Consider the following 18,510-nt stretch of genomic DNA (forward strand, 5'->3'; position numbering starts at 1 on the left):
TGACGGGGTGAGCCGTGAGGATCAGTCGAGCGGCACTCAGCCGATCAACGACCGCAGGACGTACGGCATGATGCCACCGTTGCGGTAGTAGTTCGCCTCACCCGGCGTGTCGATGCGCACGATGGCGTCGAACTCGATCGCCTCGTCGCCGCCGAGCGTCGCCCGGACCTTGACGGTCTTGGGGGTACGGCCCTCGTTGAGCGCGGTGACGCCGTGGAACTCGAACGTCTCCTCGCCGGTCAGACCCAGCGAGTCGGCGGTCTGGCCCTCGGGGAACTGCAGCGGCAGGACGCCCATGCCGATGAGGTTCGAGCGGTGGATGCGCTCGTACGACTCGGCGATGACGGCCTTGACGCCCAGGAGCGCGGTGCCCTTGGCTGCCCAGTCGCGCGAGCTGCCCGAGCCGTACTCCTTGCCGGCCAGCACGACCAGCGGGATGCCCGCCGCGATGTACTTCTCCGACGCCTCGAAGACGGTCGTGACCTCGCCGCCCTCGTTGAGCTGGCGCGTGAAGCCACCCTCGGTGCCCGGCGCGAGCTGGTTGCGCAGGCGGATGTTGGCGAACGTGCCGCGGATCATGATCTCGTGGTTGCCACGACGCGAGCCGTACGAGTTGAAGTCGCGCGGCGCGACACCGTGCTCGGCGAGGTACTTGCCGGCCGGGCTGTCCTTCTTGATCGCACCGGCGGGCGAGATGTGGTCGGTCGTGACCGAGTCGCCGAGCTTGAGGAGCACACGCGCGCCCTCGATGTCGGTGACCGGAGACGGCTCGTGCTGCATCCCTTCGAAGTACGGCGCCTTGCGGACGTACGTCGAGTCCTCGTCCCACTCGAAGACGTCGCCCTCGGGCGTCGGCAGCGACTGCCAGCGCTCGTCACCGGTGAAGACGTCGGCGTACTCGCGCTTGAAGGTCTCGGCGGACATCGCACCGGCGACGACCTCCTCGATCTCCGACGGCGACGGCCAGATGTCGCGCAGGAAGACGTCGTTGCCGTCCTTGTCCTTGCCCAGCGAGTCGTTGAACAGGTCGGTGTCCATCGTGCCGGCCAGCGCGTACGCGACGACCAGCGGCGGGGACGCCAGGTAGTTCATCTTCACGTCAGGGTTGATCCGGCCCTCGAAGTTGCGGTTGCCCGACAGCACCGAGGTGACGGCGAGGTCACCGTCGTTGACCGCCTGCGAGACCTCGGGGATCAGCGGGCCCGAGTTGCCGATGCAGGTGGTGCAGCCGTATCCGACGAGGTTGAAGCCGAGCTTGTCGAGGTACGGCGTGAGGCCAGAGCGGTCGTAGTAGTCGGAGACCACCTTCGAGCCCGGCGCCAGCGTGGTCTTGACCCACGGCTTGCGGGTCAGGCCCTTCTCGACGGCGTTGCGCGCGAGCAGCGCGGCGCCGATCATGACCGACGGGTTGGACGTGTTGGTGCACGACGTGATCGCCGCGATCGTCACGGCGCCGTGGTCGAGCTCGTACGTCGTGCCGTCGGCGGTGGTGACGCGCTGCGGGTTGCTCGCACGGCCGTTGTCCTTCGGCGCCAGCGAGAGGTAGTCCGTCGCGGGGGTCTGGCCGTGGACGTCCTCGTGGGCAGCAGGCACGTCAGAGGCCGGGAAGGACTCCTCGAGCGCCTCGTCGTACGCGCCGATCGGCGGCTCCTCGGCGTGCTCGACGTAGTTGACGAGCGCGCCGCGGAACGACTGCTTCGCGTCGGTGACGACGATGCGGTCCTGAGGACGCTTCGGGCCGGCGATCGACGGCACGATGGTCGCGAGGTCGAGCTCGAGGTACTCGGAGTAGCGCGGCTCGTGGTCGGCGTCGTGCCACAGGCCCTGCGCCTTTGCGTACGCCTCGACGAGCGCGATCTGCTCCTCGGAACGGCCGGTGAGGCGCAGGTACTTCGTGGTCTCGTCGTCGATCGGGAAGACCGCGATGGTCGAGCCGTACTCGGGGCTCATGTTGCCGATCGTGGCGCGGTTGGCCAGCGGCACCGCGCCGACGCCGGAGCCGTAGAACTCGACGAACTTGCCGACGACGCCGTGCTCGCGCAGCATCTCGGTGATCGTGAGGACGAGGTCGGTCGCGGTCGAGCCCTCGGGGAGCTCGCCCGACAGCTTGAAGCCGACGACGCGCGGGATGAGCATCGAGACCGGCTGGCCGAGCATCGCGGCCTCGGCCTCGATGCCGCCGACGCCCCAGCCCACGACGCCGAGGCCGTTGACCATGGTGGTGTGGGAGTCGGTGCCGACGCAGGTGTCGGGGTACGCCTGGAGGACGCCGTCGACGGTGCGGGTGAAGACCGTACGGGCGAGGTGCTCGATGTTGACCTGGTGCACGATGCCGGTGCCCGGCGGGACGACCTTGAAGTCGTCGAACGCGGTCTGGCCCCAGCGCAGGAACTGGTAGCGCTCGCGGTTGCGCTCGTACTCGATCTCGACGTTGCGCTCGAACGCGTCCGGCGTGCCGAAGACGTCGGCGATGACCGAGTGGTCGATGACCATCTCGGCCGGCGCGAGCGGGTTGATCTTGCTCGGGTCGCCACCGAGGTCGGCCATCGCCTCACGCATGGTGGCGAGGTCGACGACGCACGGGACGCCGGTGAAGTCCTGCATGATCACGCGCGCCGGCGTGAACTGGATCTCCTTGCTCGGCTCAGCGTCGGCGTCCCAGCCGGCGAGCGCCTTGATGTCGTCCGCCGTGATGTCGGCGCCGTCCTCGGTGCGCAGGAGGTTCTCCAGCAGCACCTTGAGGCTGAAGGGCAGCGAGGCGACGTCCAGGCCCTCGCCGGTCACCGCCCCGAGGCGGTAGATCTCGTACGCGGTGTCCCCGACGTTCAGGGTTTCCTTCGCGTTGAAGCTGTTGACGCTGGCCATGCCTCTCCTCGTTCCGTCCTGCCGGAGCCCGCGATCGCCGTGCGCGCTCCGCGCGGCATCCGCCCTCTATCGTCGCGCGGTCGAATGGGGCCCGCGCGATCAGGCTCGCCTTACTCAGCCGCTCTCGCAGCATGTATCTCGATGTCAAGATAAACGTTATCAAACTTCTCGCTCCGGTCCGAGCCCTCCCAGCGCGCGCCACCATTTTCCGTGGGGGCCAACGCAGACGTCTGGCCCCACCTCGATGTTCCGGTGGGGGCGCAACTCTGCGTTGGCCCCCACGGAAAGTGCGGGCCGCGGGGAGGTCAGGCGTCGCGGACGAGGACCACGTACCGGCGACCGTCTGCGGGCGACTCGAACTTGTCGACGGCGGCGAACCCGAGGGTGTCGACGACCTTGAGGGCGCGGACGTTGAACTCCGCGACCGTCACGCGGAACCGCTGCGGAGCGAACCGCTCGGCCCCGAAGGCGAGCCCCGTCGCGATCGCCGAGTGGCCGAGACCCTGCCCGGTCAGCTCGGGGCGCAGCCCGCCGGCGATGTCGAGCGCCTCGTCGTCGTAGTCGAACCCGAGCACCCGCGCCGTCGGCCCGTAGCAGCGATAGCCGATCAGCCGCTCCCCCTCGATCAGCGCCCAGAATCCGTGCGAGAGGTCGGTGAAATGGCGCGGGTCCATCCCGGTGAGGTCGTAGCAGCCGTTGGGCTCCGGATAGCTCCAGGTGACGATGTCGCCAGCATGGTCGTGCGTGAGCTCGATGATCTGCATTCCTGCTCCCTCACCCGCTGACGGTGCCGACATCCAAGCACGCGCGCAGTGCTCGCGGCAATGGCCCGTCCGCCTCAGCGCAGCGTACGGACGTATGCGACGACGGCGCGCGCGTCGCGCACGCGTGCCTCCCACGTGGCCCCCGCCAGCACCAGCGCGAGACCGACGGCCCCGAGCGGGATCCACCGGGGCAGGTCGCCGACGAACGGCCCTGCCCAACGCACCACCAGCAGGGTCGTCAGGGTGGCGCCGACGACGAACGGCGCCTTCTGGCGGACGACGGTGCCGACCGCGAGGAGACCGATCCCCGCAGCGGCCAGCAGCAGGCCACGGACGGAGGCCGGGTCGTCGAGCGTCGCCGGCAGGCTCGGGAGGAGGGCGAGGCCGAGTCCGGGCAGCAGCGCCGCAGAGCTCTGACCGCGCTGGTGCCGCATGCGCAGCAGCCCTGCAGCGAGGAGCAGCAGCCCGAACGGCAGCGTGTACGCCTCGACGATGTCCACGTCCGAGGCAGCCAGGCGCGTCACGTACGCCGTGCCGAGGAGGACCGTGCCGAGCACCATGTATGGCCTGCGGTCGTACCGCAGGATGCCGGCGACGGTCACCGCGACGCCGAGGACGGTCAGGCACAGGCTGAACCATCCGAGGCTCGCATCGAGTGCCTCGACCAGCGCGAGGCAGGCGGTTCCGCCGGCGACGATCTCCCACGGCACCCGCAACGAACGCGGCAGGGTGGGCACCGACGCTGACGCGAGGAGCGCGACGACCAGCCCGCTGGCGACCAGCGCGCCTGTGCGGAGCCCGGCGCCGGAGACGTCGACCCAGGCGAGCACCCCCGCGACGCCGAGGGCGGCGGCCGAACCCGCGGCGACGGCTGCGGCATCGCGGCGCCCGTCGGACAGCGCGGCGACCGTCACCAGCGCGGCCACCATCGCGACCGCGCACCACACCGTCGCCGCCGCCGGCGCGGAACCGATCGGGAGGAGCACGGCGACGACCGCGGCCGGCGGTGCGGTGCAGGCCGCGGCCACCGCGAGGTCACCGGAGCCTCGGACCAGCCACGTCGCCCCCGCCGCTCCCGCGACCCCGAGCGCACTCAACGCCACCACCAGGACCGGCGCCTCGAGGAGCACCCCGACCACGACGACCCCTCCGGCGCTCAGCAGCGCGACCACGACCCACGAGGTCGTACGGATCGCCGGCGCGCGCGCCGCTGCCCTCCAGCACGCGACGACCGCCACGACGGCCGCCGCCCCGAGCCATGTGCAGGCGACCAGCCACACCGGATCGCCCCATTCCGTGGTGAACCGGAGAGCGACGTCGTCGTCCCAGCCCGGCAGCCACGACTCCGCCACCGCCAGACCGGCCGCACCCCCGGTGGCGAGCAGCGCACCCACGAGAGGAAGCGCGGCAGGGACGAGCGTGGCGCGGACGCCGGTCGCCCACCCGGGCGGCGACAGGCGCGCACCGACCCCAGCGGTCGCGAGAGGGACGAGGACCCACGTCAGCGTGGCCACCTCCACCGGCACGCCACGTCCGAGGAGCGCGACCACGACCAGGCACAGCGCGGCGCCGAACCCGCCGAAAGCACGGGCAAGCGTGGCAGGTGCAGTCAGCGCCCGCGCCTCGAGCGTCCGGGCCACGAGCGCGGCCAGGCCCGCCGTCACCGCACCGAGGAGCAGCAGCGCGGGCGCGTCGCCGCGGGTCCAGCGGGTTGCGGCCCCGTCGGAGATCGCGACGGCGGTGACGAGGACGGCGGCACTGCCCGGAACCGCGCCCGCGGCGCACAGCCCGACGGCCCACGCCGCGACCGTCAGCCGGAGGCGTACGAGGCCGAGGGTCGCGAGCACGAGGCCCGCCGACGCCGCCGTGAGGGTCCACCGCAGGTCGACGGGAAGGACGACCAGCGCGGCGACCGTGCCCGTGACCAGCCCGATCACCAACCCGACCTCGGCCGCCACGACGCGTCGGAGCCACTGTCGTGCCCAGAGCGCGACGCCGAGGCTGGCCACGGCGAGCACGGCGGAGAAGCCGAGGATCAGCAGGTCCGCGTCGAGGGTGTCCAGGTCGAGGACGCCGGCACGCACCCCGGCACCGACGTCGACGGCGGCGAGGAGCCCGCAGACCGTCCACAGCGCCTCGGCGGACGCCCGCAGACGTCGCGTGGTGACCCACGCAGCGGCACCGGCCACGGCCGTCGTGAGGGCGACGAGGACGAGGGTCCGGCCGGTCAGGCCGAGGCTCCCCCACCCCACCGCGACGAACACGAACCCTGCGACCACCAGGCACAGCGAGCCGAGGGCGAGGAGGGTGCCGCCCACCGACCAGGTGTGGCGCGGCGACGACGCTCTGTACGCCGGGTGGCGCGGCGACCACGGCGGCGGCTGCTGGGCCCCGTACGACGACGGCTGCTGCGGCGCCTCCGCGGCCGGGCCCGCGGCCGATGGCGACCACGAGGGCACGCTCGGACCCGCCGGCCGCGCCGCCGTGGCGGCCGCCTCCGCCCGCATCTCCGCCAGCACGCGGTCGGCCTCCGCGAGAAGGCCGAGCAGGCGCAGCGGGCGCTCTCCTCGCAGCTGGACACCGCACCTCGGGCAGCGTTCCACCCCGGCCGCAGGCGCGCCACAGCTCGGGCAGTGCAGGGGATCGGCGTACGTCACCGGTGAAGTGTCTCGCGAGGCGGAGTCACCTCGGGGTCAGGGCGCGAGGTCCAGCGTCGCCACGCACTCGACGTGATGCGTCATCGGGAACAGCGCGTACGCCTCGAGGTCGCCGAGGGTGTAGCCGAGCTCGGCGAACGTCTTGACGTCGCGCGCCAGCGCCGCCGGGTCGCACGCGACGTAGACGACCCTGCGCGGGCGCAGCGCCGCGATCGCCCGCACGACCTTCGCACGCGCCCCCGTACGGGGCGGGTCGAGGACGACCACGTCGCACTGCTCCCCCGCCTCTCCGCGCGCCAGCACACGGGCCACGTCACCGGTGACGATCCTGGCCTGAGGGAGGTCGTGCAGGTTGCGGCGGGCGTCGCGCGAGGCCTGCGCGTCACCCTCGACGCTGACGACCACCCCGTCCGTCCCCACAGCCTCGCCGAGGAACGCGGAGAACAGTCCGACGCCGGCGTACAGGTCGGCGACCCGCTCCCCCGGCTTCGGCGCGGCCGCCCGCATCACGGCGTCGACGAGCGTGGTCGCGGCGTCGGGGTGGACCTGCCAGAAGCCGGCGCCCCCGACGCGGAAGCCGCGATCGCCGACAACCTCACGCACCCAGCCGCGCCCGTGGACCGTGGCGCCGTCGGCGAGCACACCGGTGGCCTCCACCGCTGGAAGCCCCCCTGTCACGTCGTACGCGGCTGCGAGCGCGTCGCCGTCGGAGCCGGCCACCGCCGTCACCCGCGAGGCGGGCCAGCGGACGGACAGGACGTTCGGGAGGTCGCGCGACGCGATAGGGCAGTCGTCGAGCGGCACGATCGCGTGCGAGCGGTGGCGCCGCAGCCCGAGCGTGCCGTCCTCGGTCGCCGCAAAGGTCACCCGCGTGCGCCATCCGAGACCGTCGCGTGCCGCCTCGCCGAGCGGCGGGCGTACGGTCACCTCCCGGTCGATCCCGGCCAGCCGCGACAGCTGCTCGCGGACCACCGAGCCGAGGAGCTCGCGCTGCGTGGCCAGGGAGGCGTGCTGGAAGTCGCATCCCCCGCACCCTCCGGGACGGGCGACAGGGCAGCGCGGCTCGACCCGACCAGGCGCCGCGTCGAGGACCTCGACGGCATCGGCACGGAGGAAGCGGTCACCCTCGCGTCCCTCGGTGATCTCGGCGACCACCCGCTCGCCAGGGAGCGTGTGACGGACGAAGACGACCTGGCCGTCCCACCGCGCCACGCAGTGCCCCCCGTGAGCGACGGCACCCACCTCGAGCTCCATCCGGGTGCCAGCGAGGTCGCGACGTTCGTCCGTAGGTGACTGCATCCCTCAAGGGTGCCGTACGGCCTCCGTCAGGAGTCGCGGCGGTCGCTGACGGTCCGCCCCTGCCGCACCTCGCCGGGGACCGGGCGTACCCGCTCGGGACCGCGACGCTTGGCCGACTGCAGCTGATACGGGACGCTCGTGACGAGCACGCCGGGCGTGAACAGCAGCCGCCCCTTCAGCCGCAGCGCCGTCTGGTTGTGCAGGACCTGCTCGTACCAGCGGCCGACGACGTACTCGGGGACGTAGACCATCACGATGTCGCGCGGACTCTGGCGCCGCAGCTCCTTGACGTACTTGATGACCGGCCGGACCAGCTCGCGGTATGGCGAGCCGACGACCACCAGCGGCACCGGGATGCCCAGGTCGTCCCACTGCTTGGTCAGCTGAGCCGTGGACGCGCGGTCGAGGTCGACCGTGAGCGCCTCGAGCGTGTCGGGCCTCGAGACCCGCGCGTACGCGAGCGCCCGCATGACCGGCTTGTGGAGCCGCCCGACGAGCACGATCGCGTGCACCCGGGATGGGAGCGTCGTGTCGGAGTCGTCGACCGCCAGCTCGTCGGCCACCAGGTCGTAGTGCCGTCGGATCGCACGCATGAGGAGATAGAGCACGACCATCGCGGTGATCGCGATCCAGGCACCGGCGAGGAACTTCGTGACGAAGACGATCACCAGGACCGTCGCGGTCATCGCGAGACCGAACAGGTTGACCGCCCGGGAGCGCTTCATCCGTCCACGCTCGGCCGGGTCGGGCTCCGCGCGCAGCAGCCTTCCCCAGTGCCGGATCATCCCGAGCTGGCTGAGCGTGAACGAGACGAACACGCCGACGATGTAGAGCTGGATGAGTCTGGTCACCTCGGCGTCGAACGCGAGGATCAGCACGACCGCCGCGAGACCGAGGAGGACGATGCCGTTGCTGAACGCGAGACGGTCGCCGCGGGTGTCGAGCTGGCGTGGCAGATGGCCGTCGCGCGCGAGCACCGATCCGAGCACGGGGAAGCCGTTGAACGCCGTGTTGGCCGCCAGGACGAGGATGATGCCGGTGGTCGCGACGGTGAGGTAGAAGAGCACGGGCACGTTGTCGTAGACCGCAGCCGCGAGCTGCCCGATGACGGTGTCCTGCACGTAGTCGTCGCCGACCGGCACGCCGTCACGGGTCAGCTGCGTGGCCGGATCCTCCGCGAACCGCAGATGGGTGAGGTCGGCCAGAACGATGATGCTCGTGAGCATCGTCACCGAGATGATGCCTAGGAGGGCGAGCGTCGTGGCGGCGTTCTTGCTCTTGGGGCGCCGGAACGCCGGGACACCGTTGCTGATCGCCTCGACGCCGGTCAGCGCGGCGCAGCCCGACGAGAAGGCCCGCGCGACGAGGAACGTCATCGCGATCGCCGAGACGGCACCCGTGTACGGCTCCTCCGCGACGAGATCGAGGTCGCCGCTTGCCACCTTCGGGAGATCTCCCCACGCGTACCTCACGAAGCCCCACACGGCCATGCCGAGAATGCAGAACATGAACAGGTATGACGGGATCGCGAACGCGGCACCGGACTCGCGAAGCCCCCGCAGGTTGGCCGCGATCAGCAGCAGCACGAGCGCGGAGGCCGCCAGCGCCTCGTGCCCGTTGAGCCACGGCAGCGCGGCCGTCGCGTTCTGGACGCCCGACGAGATCGACACCGCGACCGTCAGCACGTAGTCGACCATCAGCGCGGAGGCGACGGTCACGCCCGCGCGGGGCCCGAGGTTGACCGTGGCGACCTCGTAGTCGCCACCGCCACTGGGGTAGGCGCGGACGTTCTGCCGGTATGACGCCACCACCGTCAACATCACGACCGCGACGGCGAGGCCGATCTTCCAGTTGAACGCGTACGCGGACAGGCCGCCCATCGACAGCACGAGGAAGATCTCGTCGGGCGCGTACGCCACGGACGAGAGCGCATCGCTCGCGAAAACTGGAAGCGCGATGCGCTTCGGGAGCAACGTCTCGTCGAGCTGCGTGCTGCGCAGCTTGCGTCCGAGGAACACGCGCTTGCCCAGCTCGGCCATTCCCACCCGAGGATGGTAGACCCGCCGCGTCCACTCCGCCCTCGCCACCACCGTCAGCGGTGTAGCGTCATCGCGTGCATGTCGTGATCATGGGATGCGGACGGGTCGGATCGACCCTCGCGCACCGTCTCGAGTCGCGCGGTCACTCCGTGGCCGTCATCGACAGCGACCCCGATGCCTTCCGCCGTCTCGGCCCCTCTTTCGCAGGGATGACGGTGACCGGTCTCGGGTTCGACCGGGACATCCAGCGCCGGGCGGGCATCGAGCGGGCTGGCGCCTTCGCCGCGGTCTCGTCGGGCGACAACTCCAACATCATCTCGGCGCGGGTCGCGCGCGAGCAGTTCGGCGTCGACACGGTCGTCGCACGCATCTACGACCCGGGCCGCGCCGAGGTGTTCGAGCGTCTCGGCGTCCCCACGGTCGCGACCGTGACCTGGGCCGCCGACCAGGTGCTCCGCAAGCTCCTCCCCGCCGGACACAGCTCGGTGGTCTACACCGACCCGTCCGGCAAGGTCCGCGCCGACCAGGTCTCCGTCCCTGAGGCCTGGGTGGGGCGTACGGTCAGCGCCCTCGAAGCGGCCACACGAGGGCGGGTGGCGAGCATCTCCCGCTACGGCACCGCCGAGATCCCCGATGCGCAGATGGTGCTCCAGGACGGTGACGTGCTCCACCTCTTCTCGCTCATCAGCGACTCCGAGACCGTCTTCAGCACGCTGTCCGAAGGTCCCCGCGAGGAGGACGCATGAAGGTCGCCATCGCCGGTGCGGGCGCGGTTGGCCGCTCCATCGCCGCCGAGCTCTTGGAGAACGGCCACGGCGTGCTCCTCATCGACCGCAACCCGCGCGCGATCCGCTCCGACACCGTGCCCGGCGCTGACTGGCTCCTCGCCGATGCGTGCGAGCTCTCCGCGCTCGACGTCGCGCGCCTCGAACTCTTCGACGTCGTGATCGCCGCGACCGGCGACGACAAGGCCAACCTTGTCGTCTCGCTGCTGGCCAAGACCGAGTTCGGCGTCGGTCGTACGGTCGCCCGGGTGAACCACCCCGACAACGAGTGGCTGTTCAGCGACGCGTGGGGCGTCGACGTCTCGGTGTCGACGCCACGCATCATGTCGGCACTGGTCGAGGAGGCGGTGACGGTCGGCGACCTCGTTCGCCTGTTCTCGCTGCGCGGCTCGCACGCCAACCTGGTCGAGCTCACGCTGCCGGCGGACTCACCCCTGGTGAGCGTCCGGGTCAGCGACGTCCGGTGGCCGCGCGACGTGGTCCTCGTGGCGATCCTGCGCCACAACGGCATCCAGGTGCCCGAGCCCGACCGTTCCCTCGAGGCCGGCGACGAGCTGCTGTTCGTGGCCCCGGAGGATTCCGAGGAGGCGCTCCAGCACCTGCTCGCGCCGGTCGAGCACCACGCTGACCCGGACTCGCCAGACGCACTCTGACGTCATCCCGGACGAGGGCCCCGTACCTCCAGACGTATGACGTCCGCTCAGTCGCGCGGCTGCACCTTCGGCTGGATCTCAAGTGCCTCGCGCGAGAGCAGGCGGCCGGCGGCCTCCGGGTCGGAGACGGGCGTGTGGTTGCGACCGAGCAGGTACACCATGCCGGCGAGGGTCGCGATCTGCAGTGGCCACCCCATGACGACCTTTGCCGTGCCGAGCAGCCCGACCTCGTCCGCCGCCCACAGCGGGTACTGGACGAGGACACGCAGCACGCACGGCAGGGCGAGGATCAGCGTCAACCGCGAGCAGAGCCGTACGAGGGCCTTGTCGCGGTGCCACGCCGTGGGGTCGCCCGTGACGCTGCCGACGATGAAGCCGACGATCGGCCAGCCGATGAGCACCGTGAACACGAGCAGCACGGCATAGCCGCCGTTGTAGATGAGGCCGGGCAGGAACGCGTCACGGGCCTCGCCCGAGCGCAGCGCGAAGACGGCGGCGATCGCGATCCCGAAGAGCGAGTTGAGGACGAACTGCGTCGTGCTGCGCTGGACGAGGCGGACGGCCAGCAGCGCGACGGCGAGGCTGCCGCTGATCCACAGCGCCAGCTTGAGGTCGCGCGTGACGATCCAGCTCACCGTGAAGCCGATCGTCGGGACCGCGGCCTCGAGCATCCCGCGGACGCCGCCGAGCGCCTTGGCGAGCTGGGAACGAACGACCTGCTCGACGGTGACCGTCGTCGCGGGGCCCCCCTGCGGCGCGGGGTCTTGCGGGGACGGGGTGCTCTCGCTCATCGACTCAGCTCGTATCGGGGGTTGTAGATCACACGATCGCCGTCGCGAAGCCCGAGACGGCCCGTGGCGGTGAGGGCGCGGCCGGCCTCGATGCCGGCGATGCGGCTGCGCCCGAGCCAGATCAGCGTCAGCGCGCCGGTGCCGTCGTACAGCGTCGCCTCGAGCGCACGTGCGCCTGTCCGCGGGCGGAGGGTCACGGCGCGAAGCTCACCGTGCACCGTGACGACGTCGCCGGCCCGCTGATCGCAGACCGGACGGCAGCCTGCCGTCAGCGCGCCACGCCGCAGCGCTTCGTCGTCCGCACGCTCGGTGAGGCCGGACATGCGGTCACGGGCACGACTCCACATCCGGGTCACCGCTCCCGCGCTCGTCATGAGGACTGCCTCGTCATGCGTCCAGCCTAGGCCGCCGGGACGTCACCAGCGGTAGATCAGGCCTCAGTCGTCGGCTGCTCGGCGCGCACGGCACCGGCGGGCACGACGACGGGGATCTGCTCGCGCGGCGGCATCGGGGTCGAGCCACGGACGACGACGACGTCGCGGACCGCCTGCTCGAGGACGCTGTCGGGGTCCGAGGACGAGCCCAGCTTGCCCATGAAGGTCGCGCGCAGCAGCCACCGGGGCCCGTCGACGCCGATGATACGGCTCGCCTGAACGCCCTGACGACCGTCCGGGGCCTGGACCGGCACCTCGACGCGCAGCTCGCGTCCGAACGTCGAGTCGACCTCTTCGACCTTGCCGCCCACGCGCTCGACCTCGGCGATGATCTCGGGGCGGATCTCCGCCCACAGGCCGCCGCCACGCGGCGCGGCGAAGGCGCGCAGCTCGACCGCGCTCTCCTCGGCAAGCGCGACCACGGAGGTGGCGACCCCCGTCTCGGGGTCGGTGGGGATCTGCAGGTCGAGCCCGACGCGTCCGTGCACGATCAGGGCACCGACATCGACGAACGTCGGGTCGTCCTCGGGGATCTCACGCTCGGAGGCGTCCCACGGACCTTGGGACCGGTCGTACGGCGCCGCAGCGCTGCCCTGGTCCTCGCCCGCCTGCGGAGCATCCGCGGCCCCGGTCTCGGGCTCCGTGGCCTCCGCAGCCGTCTCGTCGTGGTCCTTCTTGCGACGACCGAACATCACCGCGCTCCTCTCGTCCTCGTGTCCCGTGGCTCGACAGCGCCGTGCCTCTCGATCAGGTGGCCTGCGTCACGGCGAAACCACCCGTCGAACCGTACCCCCCGTCGCCACGCACGGACGGCGGGAGGGCGTCGACGACGCGGAAGTCGGCGCGTTCGACTCGCTGAAGCACCAGCTGGGCGATCCGGTCGCCCCTCGAGAGGACGATCGGCTCCGTCCGGTCGAGGTTGATAAGGCACACCTTGATCTCGCCACGGTACCCCGCGTCGACGGTGCCGGGAGCGTTGACGATCGAGAGCCCGCAGCGGGCTGCGAGACCCGAGCGCGGGTGCACGAGAGCGACGTAGCCCGACGGCAGCGCGACGGCGATCCCGGTCGGGACGAGCGCCCGCTCACCCGGCTGGAGCCTCACGTCGACCGTCGTGCAGAGATCCGCCCCCGCGTCGTCGGGATGGGCGTACGACGGGAGCGGGACACCGTCGTCCAGACGTGTGAGCATGACCTCGACCATGTCGCACGACCCTACCGGTCAGGGCACCCTTACCCGCATGGCAACCTTGTCGCATGACCCGTGACGCCGATGTGCCGTCGTACCGCGAGCACCTGAGCGTCCCAGCGTCGTGGTGGCTCGGCGCCGTCGGCCTCGCCTTCATGGTCTGGTGGATCTTCGCCCTCGCCACTCCCGCGTGGGTGGCGCTCGCTGCGGCGCTCCTCGCCGCGGTGGCCATCGGGTTTGGGCTCGTGCAGTACGGCAGCGCCGCGGTCGAGGTGTCCAACGTGCACCTGCGCGCCGGTTCGGCGCGCATCCCGCTCGTGCACTGCGGCGAGGTGACTGTCCTCGACGCCGCCCAGACCCGCGCGCTGCACGGCCCGCAGGCCGACGCACGCGCGTTCTTCCTGATCCGGCCGTACATCACCACGGCGGTCCGCATCGAGGTCGTCGATCCCCGCGACCCGACGCCCTACTGGCTCATCGGCACCCGTCACCCGCACGAGCTCGCCGATGCCCTCCTCGCGCGACGCGCCCGCGGCTAGATAACGACCTGAGGGCGATTCTCGCCGAAGGCTGCGGAAAACCTTCTCAGGCCCCCCCACGGAGATTAGGTTGTGCGGACTGACACGACCGATCGTGGGACCGAGGAGCAGCCGTGGAGGGATTCGGAGGCGGACTGGTCCTCATGCAGCGCGACGACTGGCCCGCGTTCGTCGATCGCATGTTCGCAGAGTCGAGGGACGAGGTCGACACCGTGGTGTCGCACACCCAGAACCAGTCGGTCGGGCTGCGCTCCGAGAGCTTGATGCGGGTCCACTTCGCCCAGTCCCAGCGCTGCCTCGTCCTCCCCTATCCGATCGGACGCGACGGCGACGGGCGCGAGATCCTCACCCTCTTCGTCGGGTTGTCGCCGATGCGCGCGGGCGCGCTGGGGTCTGACGTCCTCTCGGCCGCGCGACTGCCGCGTGAGCGGCTGTCAGGCCAGTTCGGCCAACCGATCGGGCCCACCTCGCAGGTCATCGACCTGCTCGGCCCCCCGATCGCGGTGCTCGAGAGATGGTGGTCCGTCGAGCTCCCGTCCGTCGTGATCTTCGTCAGCGCCGAGACGACCGAGGACACTGTCGTACGGCTCGTCGAGAAGGCCGTGCCCGCTGCGGCGCGCCCGGTCGTTCCGATCCTCGTCGTCCCCGAGCGCGTCCGTGACGCCGTCACCTGCGTCCTGGGCGCGTACGGGCTCGCCCTGCCGCGCGCTGGTGGGGCCGTGGTCGCCCGCACAGCCCACGAACACCGGGCACGCGAGATCGCCACCCATTTCCCCCTCCGAGAAGACCCTCGGCGGCTCGCCCGCGTGATCGCCTGCGCCGTGGTCGAGCTGGGCACCGAGGTCCAGATGGCGCTCGCCACCAATGCCGCCGACAAGCTCCGCAACCTGCTTGCGGACGAGGACGACCCCGAGGAGCTCGCGCTGCGACGCGAGATCGAGCGTCAGACCTCCCGAGCAGATCGCCTCGACAACGAGCTGCACACGGCCCGCCGCCGCATCCGCCAGCTCGAGACCCTCGTCGCCCGCACAGAGCAGCAGAAGGCGGCGCCAGCGGCCCATGTGGGCCCTCCAGCGGCCGCCCCTGTCTCGCGAGAGCCGGAGGCGGCGCCGCGCGTCCCTCCTCCTCCTCCTCCGGAGTTCGCGACGTTCGCCGACCTGCTGGCCGCCGCGCGCCGCACGCTGAAGCACGTTGACCTCGCCGACGACCTCGAGGTCCGCGCGGCGGCGATCGACGAGCACGCCAAATCACCACGCTGGCGTCAGCGCTCGTGGGAGGCCCTCACGCTCCTCGAGGAGTACGCCGCCGCCAAGGCCGGCGGCACCGCGACAGCGCCCAGCCTTCGGGCGTACGTCGAGGATCATCCGCGCCCGACGATCTCCCCCAAGCACGTGGCCGCGGGCGAGTCCCAGCTCATCAAGGACACCCCGCACTTCCGCGAACCCCGTACCTTCACGCTCCCCCGTGAGGTCGCGCCGTCCGGGAAGGCCTTCTTCGGCCCCCACATCCGCATCCAGCTCGGCGGCGGCAGGCCCACCCCCCGGCTCTACTTCTACGACGACACGTCCGGGCCGACCCGCAGGGTCTACGTCGGCCATCTCGGCGACCATCTCCGTACCCGCCGGACGTGACCGCCCGCGCGTCGGCTGCCGGAGGCGCTACCGTTTCGGCTGTGCGGGCCTCCGCACCTCGACGACGAAAGGACGGGTGAGCGTGGCGCGCAGCGCAAAGAAGCCGGCGGCGGGCACGACGGCGAAGAAGCCGAAGCAGAAGCGGCCCAGCAAGGCGGCGTGGCGACTGATCGACCGCACCTCGACGATCGCGGCCGGTGTCATCGCGACCCAGGCCGCCGCACTCGTCTGGAGGGCCGCCACAGGCCACCGGCCGCCCAGCGCCGACGCCTCGCGCGATCCGGGCATGGCGACCCGCGAGGCGGTGGCGTGGGCAGTGCTGGCTGGTGCGAGCGCCGGCCTGATCAAGGTGGTCCTCAACCGCCAGGCGGTCGCCTACTGGGTGAAGTCGACCGGCGACCTGCCTCCGGGGTTCAAGCACCCCAAGACCTGACCGTCCGTCCCACCAGGACACGACGACGCCCCCGACCGTCAGACGGTTCGGGGGCGTCGTCGTTGAACCTGATTAAGCGCAGTCCACGCAGATCAGCTGCTTGCCCTTCTCACGGGCGAGCTGACTGCGGTGATGCACCAGGAAGCACGACGTGCATGTGAACTCGTCCAGCTGCCTAGGAAGCACCTGGACCGAGAGTTCCTCGTGCGACAGATCGGCTCCGGGCAGCTCGAAAGACTCGGCCGCTTCGACCTCGTCCTCATCGACCTTGCCGGAGTTCTTCTCGTGCCGACGAGCCTTGAGCTCCTCGATGCTGTCTTCCGACTGCTCTTCTTCGGTCTTCCGAGGAGCGTCGTAGTCGGTCGCCATGAACCCTCCTCTTGACGTCTCGCACCCGGCCCCCGAGGGGCGGGCTCATCCCATTTCCATAACCTTCAGGCGCGCAGATTGTGCCACACAGATCGGCACGACCCAACTTCAGAAGCCACAAGCGCGTACGAGCCGCAAAAATTCCTCCGCAAACGCTTCCGGTGCGGCGACGACCAGTCGTTCGTCCGGGGGACCGTCGAGTCCGGTCACGATAACCCCGGCCTCCCTTGCGATCAGGCCCCCTGCGGCCAGGTCCCATGGTGCCAGACCCTGCTCGACGTACGCGTCGAGATGGCCCGCGGCAAGCGCGCAGAGGTCGAGCGCGGCCGATCCGGTGCGACGGATATCACGTACATCGAGCAGCATCCGCGCTACTGCCTGTGCTTGCCGTGCCCGCACCTCGGGCACGTAGTTGAACCCGGTCGCGACGAGGGCCTGAGAGGTCGCAGCAGGGCCGACCGACTGCAGCCTGACCGCCTCGCGCGACGGGCTCTCCCGCCAGAACGAGCCGTTTCCTCGCACGGCGGTGAACTCGTGGCCCGCTGCAACGTCCACGACGCACCCTGCCTCGACGACACCGTCGACCTCGGCAGCGATGGCGACGGCGTACTGCGGGAGCCCGTAGATGAAGTTGACGGTGCCGTCGATCGGGTCGACGACCCACCGCACACCGGTGGAGCCCACGAGGCTCTCCCCGCCCTCCTCTCCCAGGAAGGCGTCGTCGGGCCGCTCGGCGAGGATCATCGACCGTACGAGCTGCTCGGTCGCGCGGTCGATCTCCGTGACGGGGTCGGTCGGACTCGACTTCGTGGCCGCGACGTCGACTCTGCCGGCCGGTCGGCGCTCGCGTACGAACGCAGCGGCAGCTCGCGCGGTCCTCAGCGCCAGCGTCCCCAGCGCCTCTGGGTCGGGACGACCGGTCACGGGGTCTTCTCCCCCAGCAGCGCCGGCCGCTCGGGGTCCCGGAGGTTGGCACAGCACCCGGCGGGACACACGTTCCAGCTCGGCGGGAGCTCGCCGACGACGGGCTGCACAGGCTCTTCGCCACGTGCGGCCGCAGCCCGCTCGACGACCAGCTCACGGATCGCGGCGACGAACCGCGGATCCACCCCGGGAGTCGGGACCCTCGCGAAGCCGAGTCCGAGCCGCTCCGCGGTCTCCTTCGCCTCCGTGTCGAGGTCGTAGATGACCTCCATGTGGTCCGACACGAAGCCGATCGGGATCAGGACCACCGACGCGACGCCCTCCGCGGTGAGCTGCTCGAGGTGGTCGTTGACGTCCGGCTCGAGCCACGGCACGTGCGGCGAGCCCGAGCGGGAGCAGTACACGAGGTCGTACGCCCGCTCGACGCCGGTGCGCTCGGCGACGGCGGAGGCGACCTGCGCGGCGACGTCGCGGTGCTCGCGCACGTAGGCGGCACCACCGACGAGCGCCTCGCCGGTGGTGAAGCGCCCGCTCGCCTCGTTCATCGCGTCCGGGATCGAGTGGGTGACGAACACCAGCCGGGTGGCCGCAGCGTCGTAGCCCTCGTCGCCGAGCCGGTCGAGCGCCCCCACGGTGCCGTCGACGAACGGGGCGACGAACCCCGGGTGGTTGAAGTAGTGGCGGATCCGGTCGAGCCGCGGCGCGTCCTCGCCGACTGCGGCGGTCGCGTCGTACAGGTTCTCGCGATACTGGCGGCAGCCGGAGTACGACGTGTACGCGCTCGTGAACAGGCACACGGCCCGCTCCACGCCGTCGTCGCGCATCTGCGCGAGCGTGTCCGCGAGGTAGGGATCCCAGTTGCGGTTGCCCCAGTAGATCGGCAGGTCGATGCCGTGGGTGCGCAGCTCGAGCTGGAGGACGGCGAGCAGGTCGCGATTCTGGTCGTTGATCGGCGAACGTCCACCGAACGAGAAGTAGTGCTCTCCCACCTCCACGAGCCGCTCGCGCGGGATGCCGCGCCCGCGGGTGACGTTCTCGAGGAACGGGACGACGTCGTCAGGCTGCTCCGGCCCCCCGAAGGAGACCAGCAGGAACGCGTCGTACGGACGGGTGTCGGGGACGGGTCGATCCATGTCGGC

17 protein-coding genes are annotated in these 18,510 nt (G+C 71.2%); 5 read left to right on the plus strand and 12 right to left on the minus strand.

Annotated features, from left to right (window positions below; all coding sequences use genetic code 11):
* Positions 1-36: 36 nt before the first annotated feature.
* From HCT63_RS08230 to HCT63_RS08250, 5 genes are all read right to left on the minus strand, one after another.
* Positions 37-2,865 (minus strand): aconitate hydratase, encoded by a 2,829-nt coding sequence (locus tag HCT63_RS08230; protein ID WP_167003082.1) that lies wholly within the window; start codon positions 2,863-2,865, stop codon positions 37-39.
* Between the two features lie 305 nt (positions 2,866-3,170).
* Complete coding sequence (locus tag HCT63_RS08235; RefSeq protein WP_167003084.1) at positions 3,171-3,629, minus strand: GNAT family protein; 459 nt, start codon at positions 3,627-3,629, stop codon at positions 3,171-3,173.
* Between the two features lie 74 nt (positions 3,630-3,703).
* Entirely contained in the window at positions 3,704-6,286 is a 2,583-nt protein-coding gene (locus HCT63_RS08240; protein ID WP_167003086.1) for a hypothetical protein, read from the minus strand.
* 36 nt (positions 6,287-6,322) lie between these two features.
* Positions 6,323-7,585, minus strand: coding sequence for a TRAM domain-containing protein (locus tag HCT63_RS08245; RefSeq protein ID WP_167003088.1), 1,263 nt, complete (start codon positions 7,583-7,585; stop codon positions 6,323-6,325).
* Positions 7,586-7,611: 26 nt separating this feature from the next.
* Positions 7,612-9,624, minus strand: a complete 2,013-nt coding sequence (locus HCT63_RS08250; protein WP_167004828.1) for an APC family permease — start codon at positions 9,622-9,624, stop codon at positions 7,612-7,614.
* 74 nt (positions 9,625-9,698) lie between these two features.
* On the opposite strand from HCT63_RS08250, the gene HCT63_RS08255 reads away from it, so the two are divergent.
* Positions 9,699-10,370, plus strand: coding sequence for a TrkA family potassium uptake protein (locus HCT63_RS08255; RefSeq protein WP_167003090.1), 672 nt, complete (start codon positions 9,699-9,701; stop codon positions 10,368-10,370).
* Positions 10,367-11,062, plus strand: coding sequence for a TrkA family potassium uptake protein (locus HCT63_RS08260; RefSeq protein ID WP_167003092.1), 696 nt, complete (start codon positions 10,367-10,369; stop codon positions 11,060-11,062). The genes HCT63_RS08255 and HCT63_RS08260 overlap by 4 nt, the downstream gene beginning before the upstream one ends.
* Before the next feature lie 47 nt (positions 11,063-11,109).
* Here the strand turns inward: HCT63_RS08260 and HCT63_RS08265 are convergent, their stop codons facing one another.
* From HCT63_RS08265 to dut, 4 genes are read right to left on the minus strand one after another with little or no spacing between them, the layout of a single operon-like run.
* Positions 11,110-11,853, minus strand: a complete 744-nt coding sequence (locus HCT63_RS08265) for a DUF3159 domain-containing protein (protein WP_167003094.1) — start codon at positions 11,851-11,853, stop codon at positions 11,110-11,112.
* Positions 11,850-12,227, minus strand: coding sequence for an OB-fold nucleic acid binding domain-containing protein (locus tag HCT63_RS08270; RefSeq protein ID WP_208322341.1), 378 nt, complete (start codon positions 12,225-12,227; stop codon positions 11,850-11,852). The genes HCT63_RS08265 and HCT63_RS08270 overlap by 4 nt, the downstream gene beginning before the upstream one ends.
* Positions 12,228-12,283: 56 nt before the next feature.
* The gene (locus tag HCT63_RS08275) at positions 12,284-12,979 is read right to left on the minus strand and encodes a DUF3710 domain-containing protein (RefSeq protein WP_167003096.1); all 696 of its coding nucleotides are present in this window, start codon (positions 12,977-12,979) and stop codon (positions 12,284-12,286) included.
* Positions 12,980-13,034: 55 nt separating this feature from the next.
* Complete coding sequence (gene dut, locus HCT63_RS08280) at positions 13,035-13,478, minus strand: dUTP diphosphatase (RefSeq protein ID WP_243842949.1); 444 nt, start codon at positions 13,476-13,478, stop codon at positions 13,035-13,037.
* Between the two features lie 65 nt (positions 13,479-13,543).
* Here dut and HCT63_RS08285 point away from each other — a divergent pair, with 65 nt between their 5' ends.
* The 3 genes from HCT63_RS08285 (at position 13,544) to HCT63_RS08295 (ending at position 16,078) form a co-directional block, all read left to right on the plus strand.
* On the plus strand, positions 13,544-14,014 hold the full coding sequence (locus HCT63_RS08285) for a DUF3093 domain-containing protein (RefSeq protein WP_208322342.1): 471 nt from the start codon (positions 13,544-13,546) through the stop codon (positions 14,012-14,014).
* Positions 14,015-14,127: 113 nt separating this feature from the next.
* Positions 14,128-15,645 (plus strand): hypothetical protein, encoded by a 1,518-nt coding sequence (locus HCT63_RS08290; RefSeq protein ID WP_167003100.1) that lies wholly within the window; start codon positions 14,128-14,130, stop codon positions 15,643-15,645.
* An 82-nt stretch (positions 15,646-15,727) separates the two neighbouring features.
* Entirely contained in the window at positions 15,728-16,078 is a 351-nt protein-coding gene (locus HCT63_RS08295) for a DUF4235 domain-containing protein (protein WP_167003102.1), read from the plus strand.
* Between the two features lie 72 nt (positions 16,079-16,150).
* Here HCT63_RS08295 and HCT63_RS08300 read toward each other — a convergent pair whose 3' ends face one another.
* From HCT63_RS08300 to HCT63_RS08310, 3 genes are all read right to left on the minus strand, one after another.
* The gene (locus HCT63_RS08300; protein WP_167003104.1) at positions 16,151-16,447 is read right to left on the minus strand and encodes a DUF4193 domain-containing protein; all 297 of its coding nucleotides are present in this window, start codon (positions 16,445-16,447) and stop codon (positions 16,151-16,153) included.
* 108 nt (positions 16,448-16,555) lie between these two features.
* On the minus strand, positions 16,556-17,371 hold the full coding sequence (locus tag HCT63_RS08305; RefSeq protein ID WP_167003106.1) for an inositol monophosphatase family protein: 816 nt from the start codon (positions 17,369-17,371) through the stop codon (positions 16,556-16,558).
* A complete protein-coding gene (locus HCT63_RS08310) occupies positions 17,368-18,504 on the minus strand; it encodes a ferrochelatase (RefSeq protein WP_208322343.1) in 1,137 nt (378 codons plus the stop codon). Before HCT63_RS08310 ends, HCT63_RS08305 begins: the two co-directional genes overlap by 4 nt.
* Positions 18,505-18,510 lie beyond the last annotated feature (6 nt).

It is taken from the genome of Mumia sp. ZJ430, assembly GCF_011751845.1.
Lineage (GTDB): Bacteria > Actinomycetota > Actinomycetes > Propionibacteriales > Nocardioidaceae > Mumia.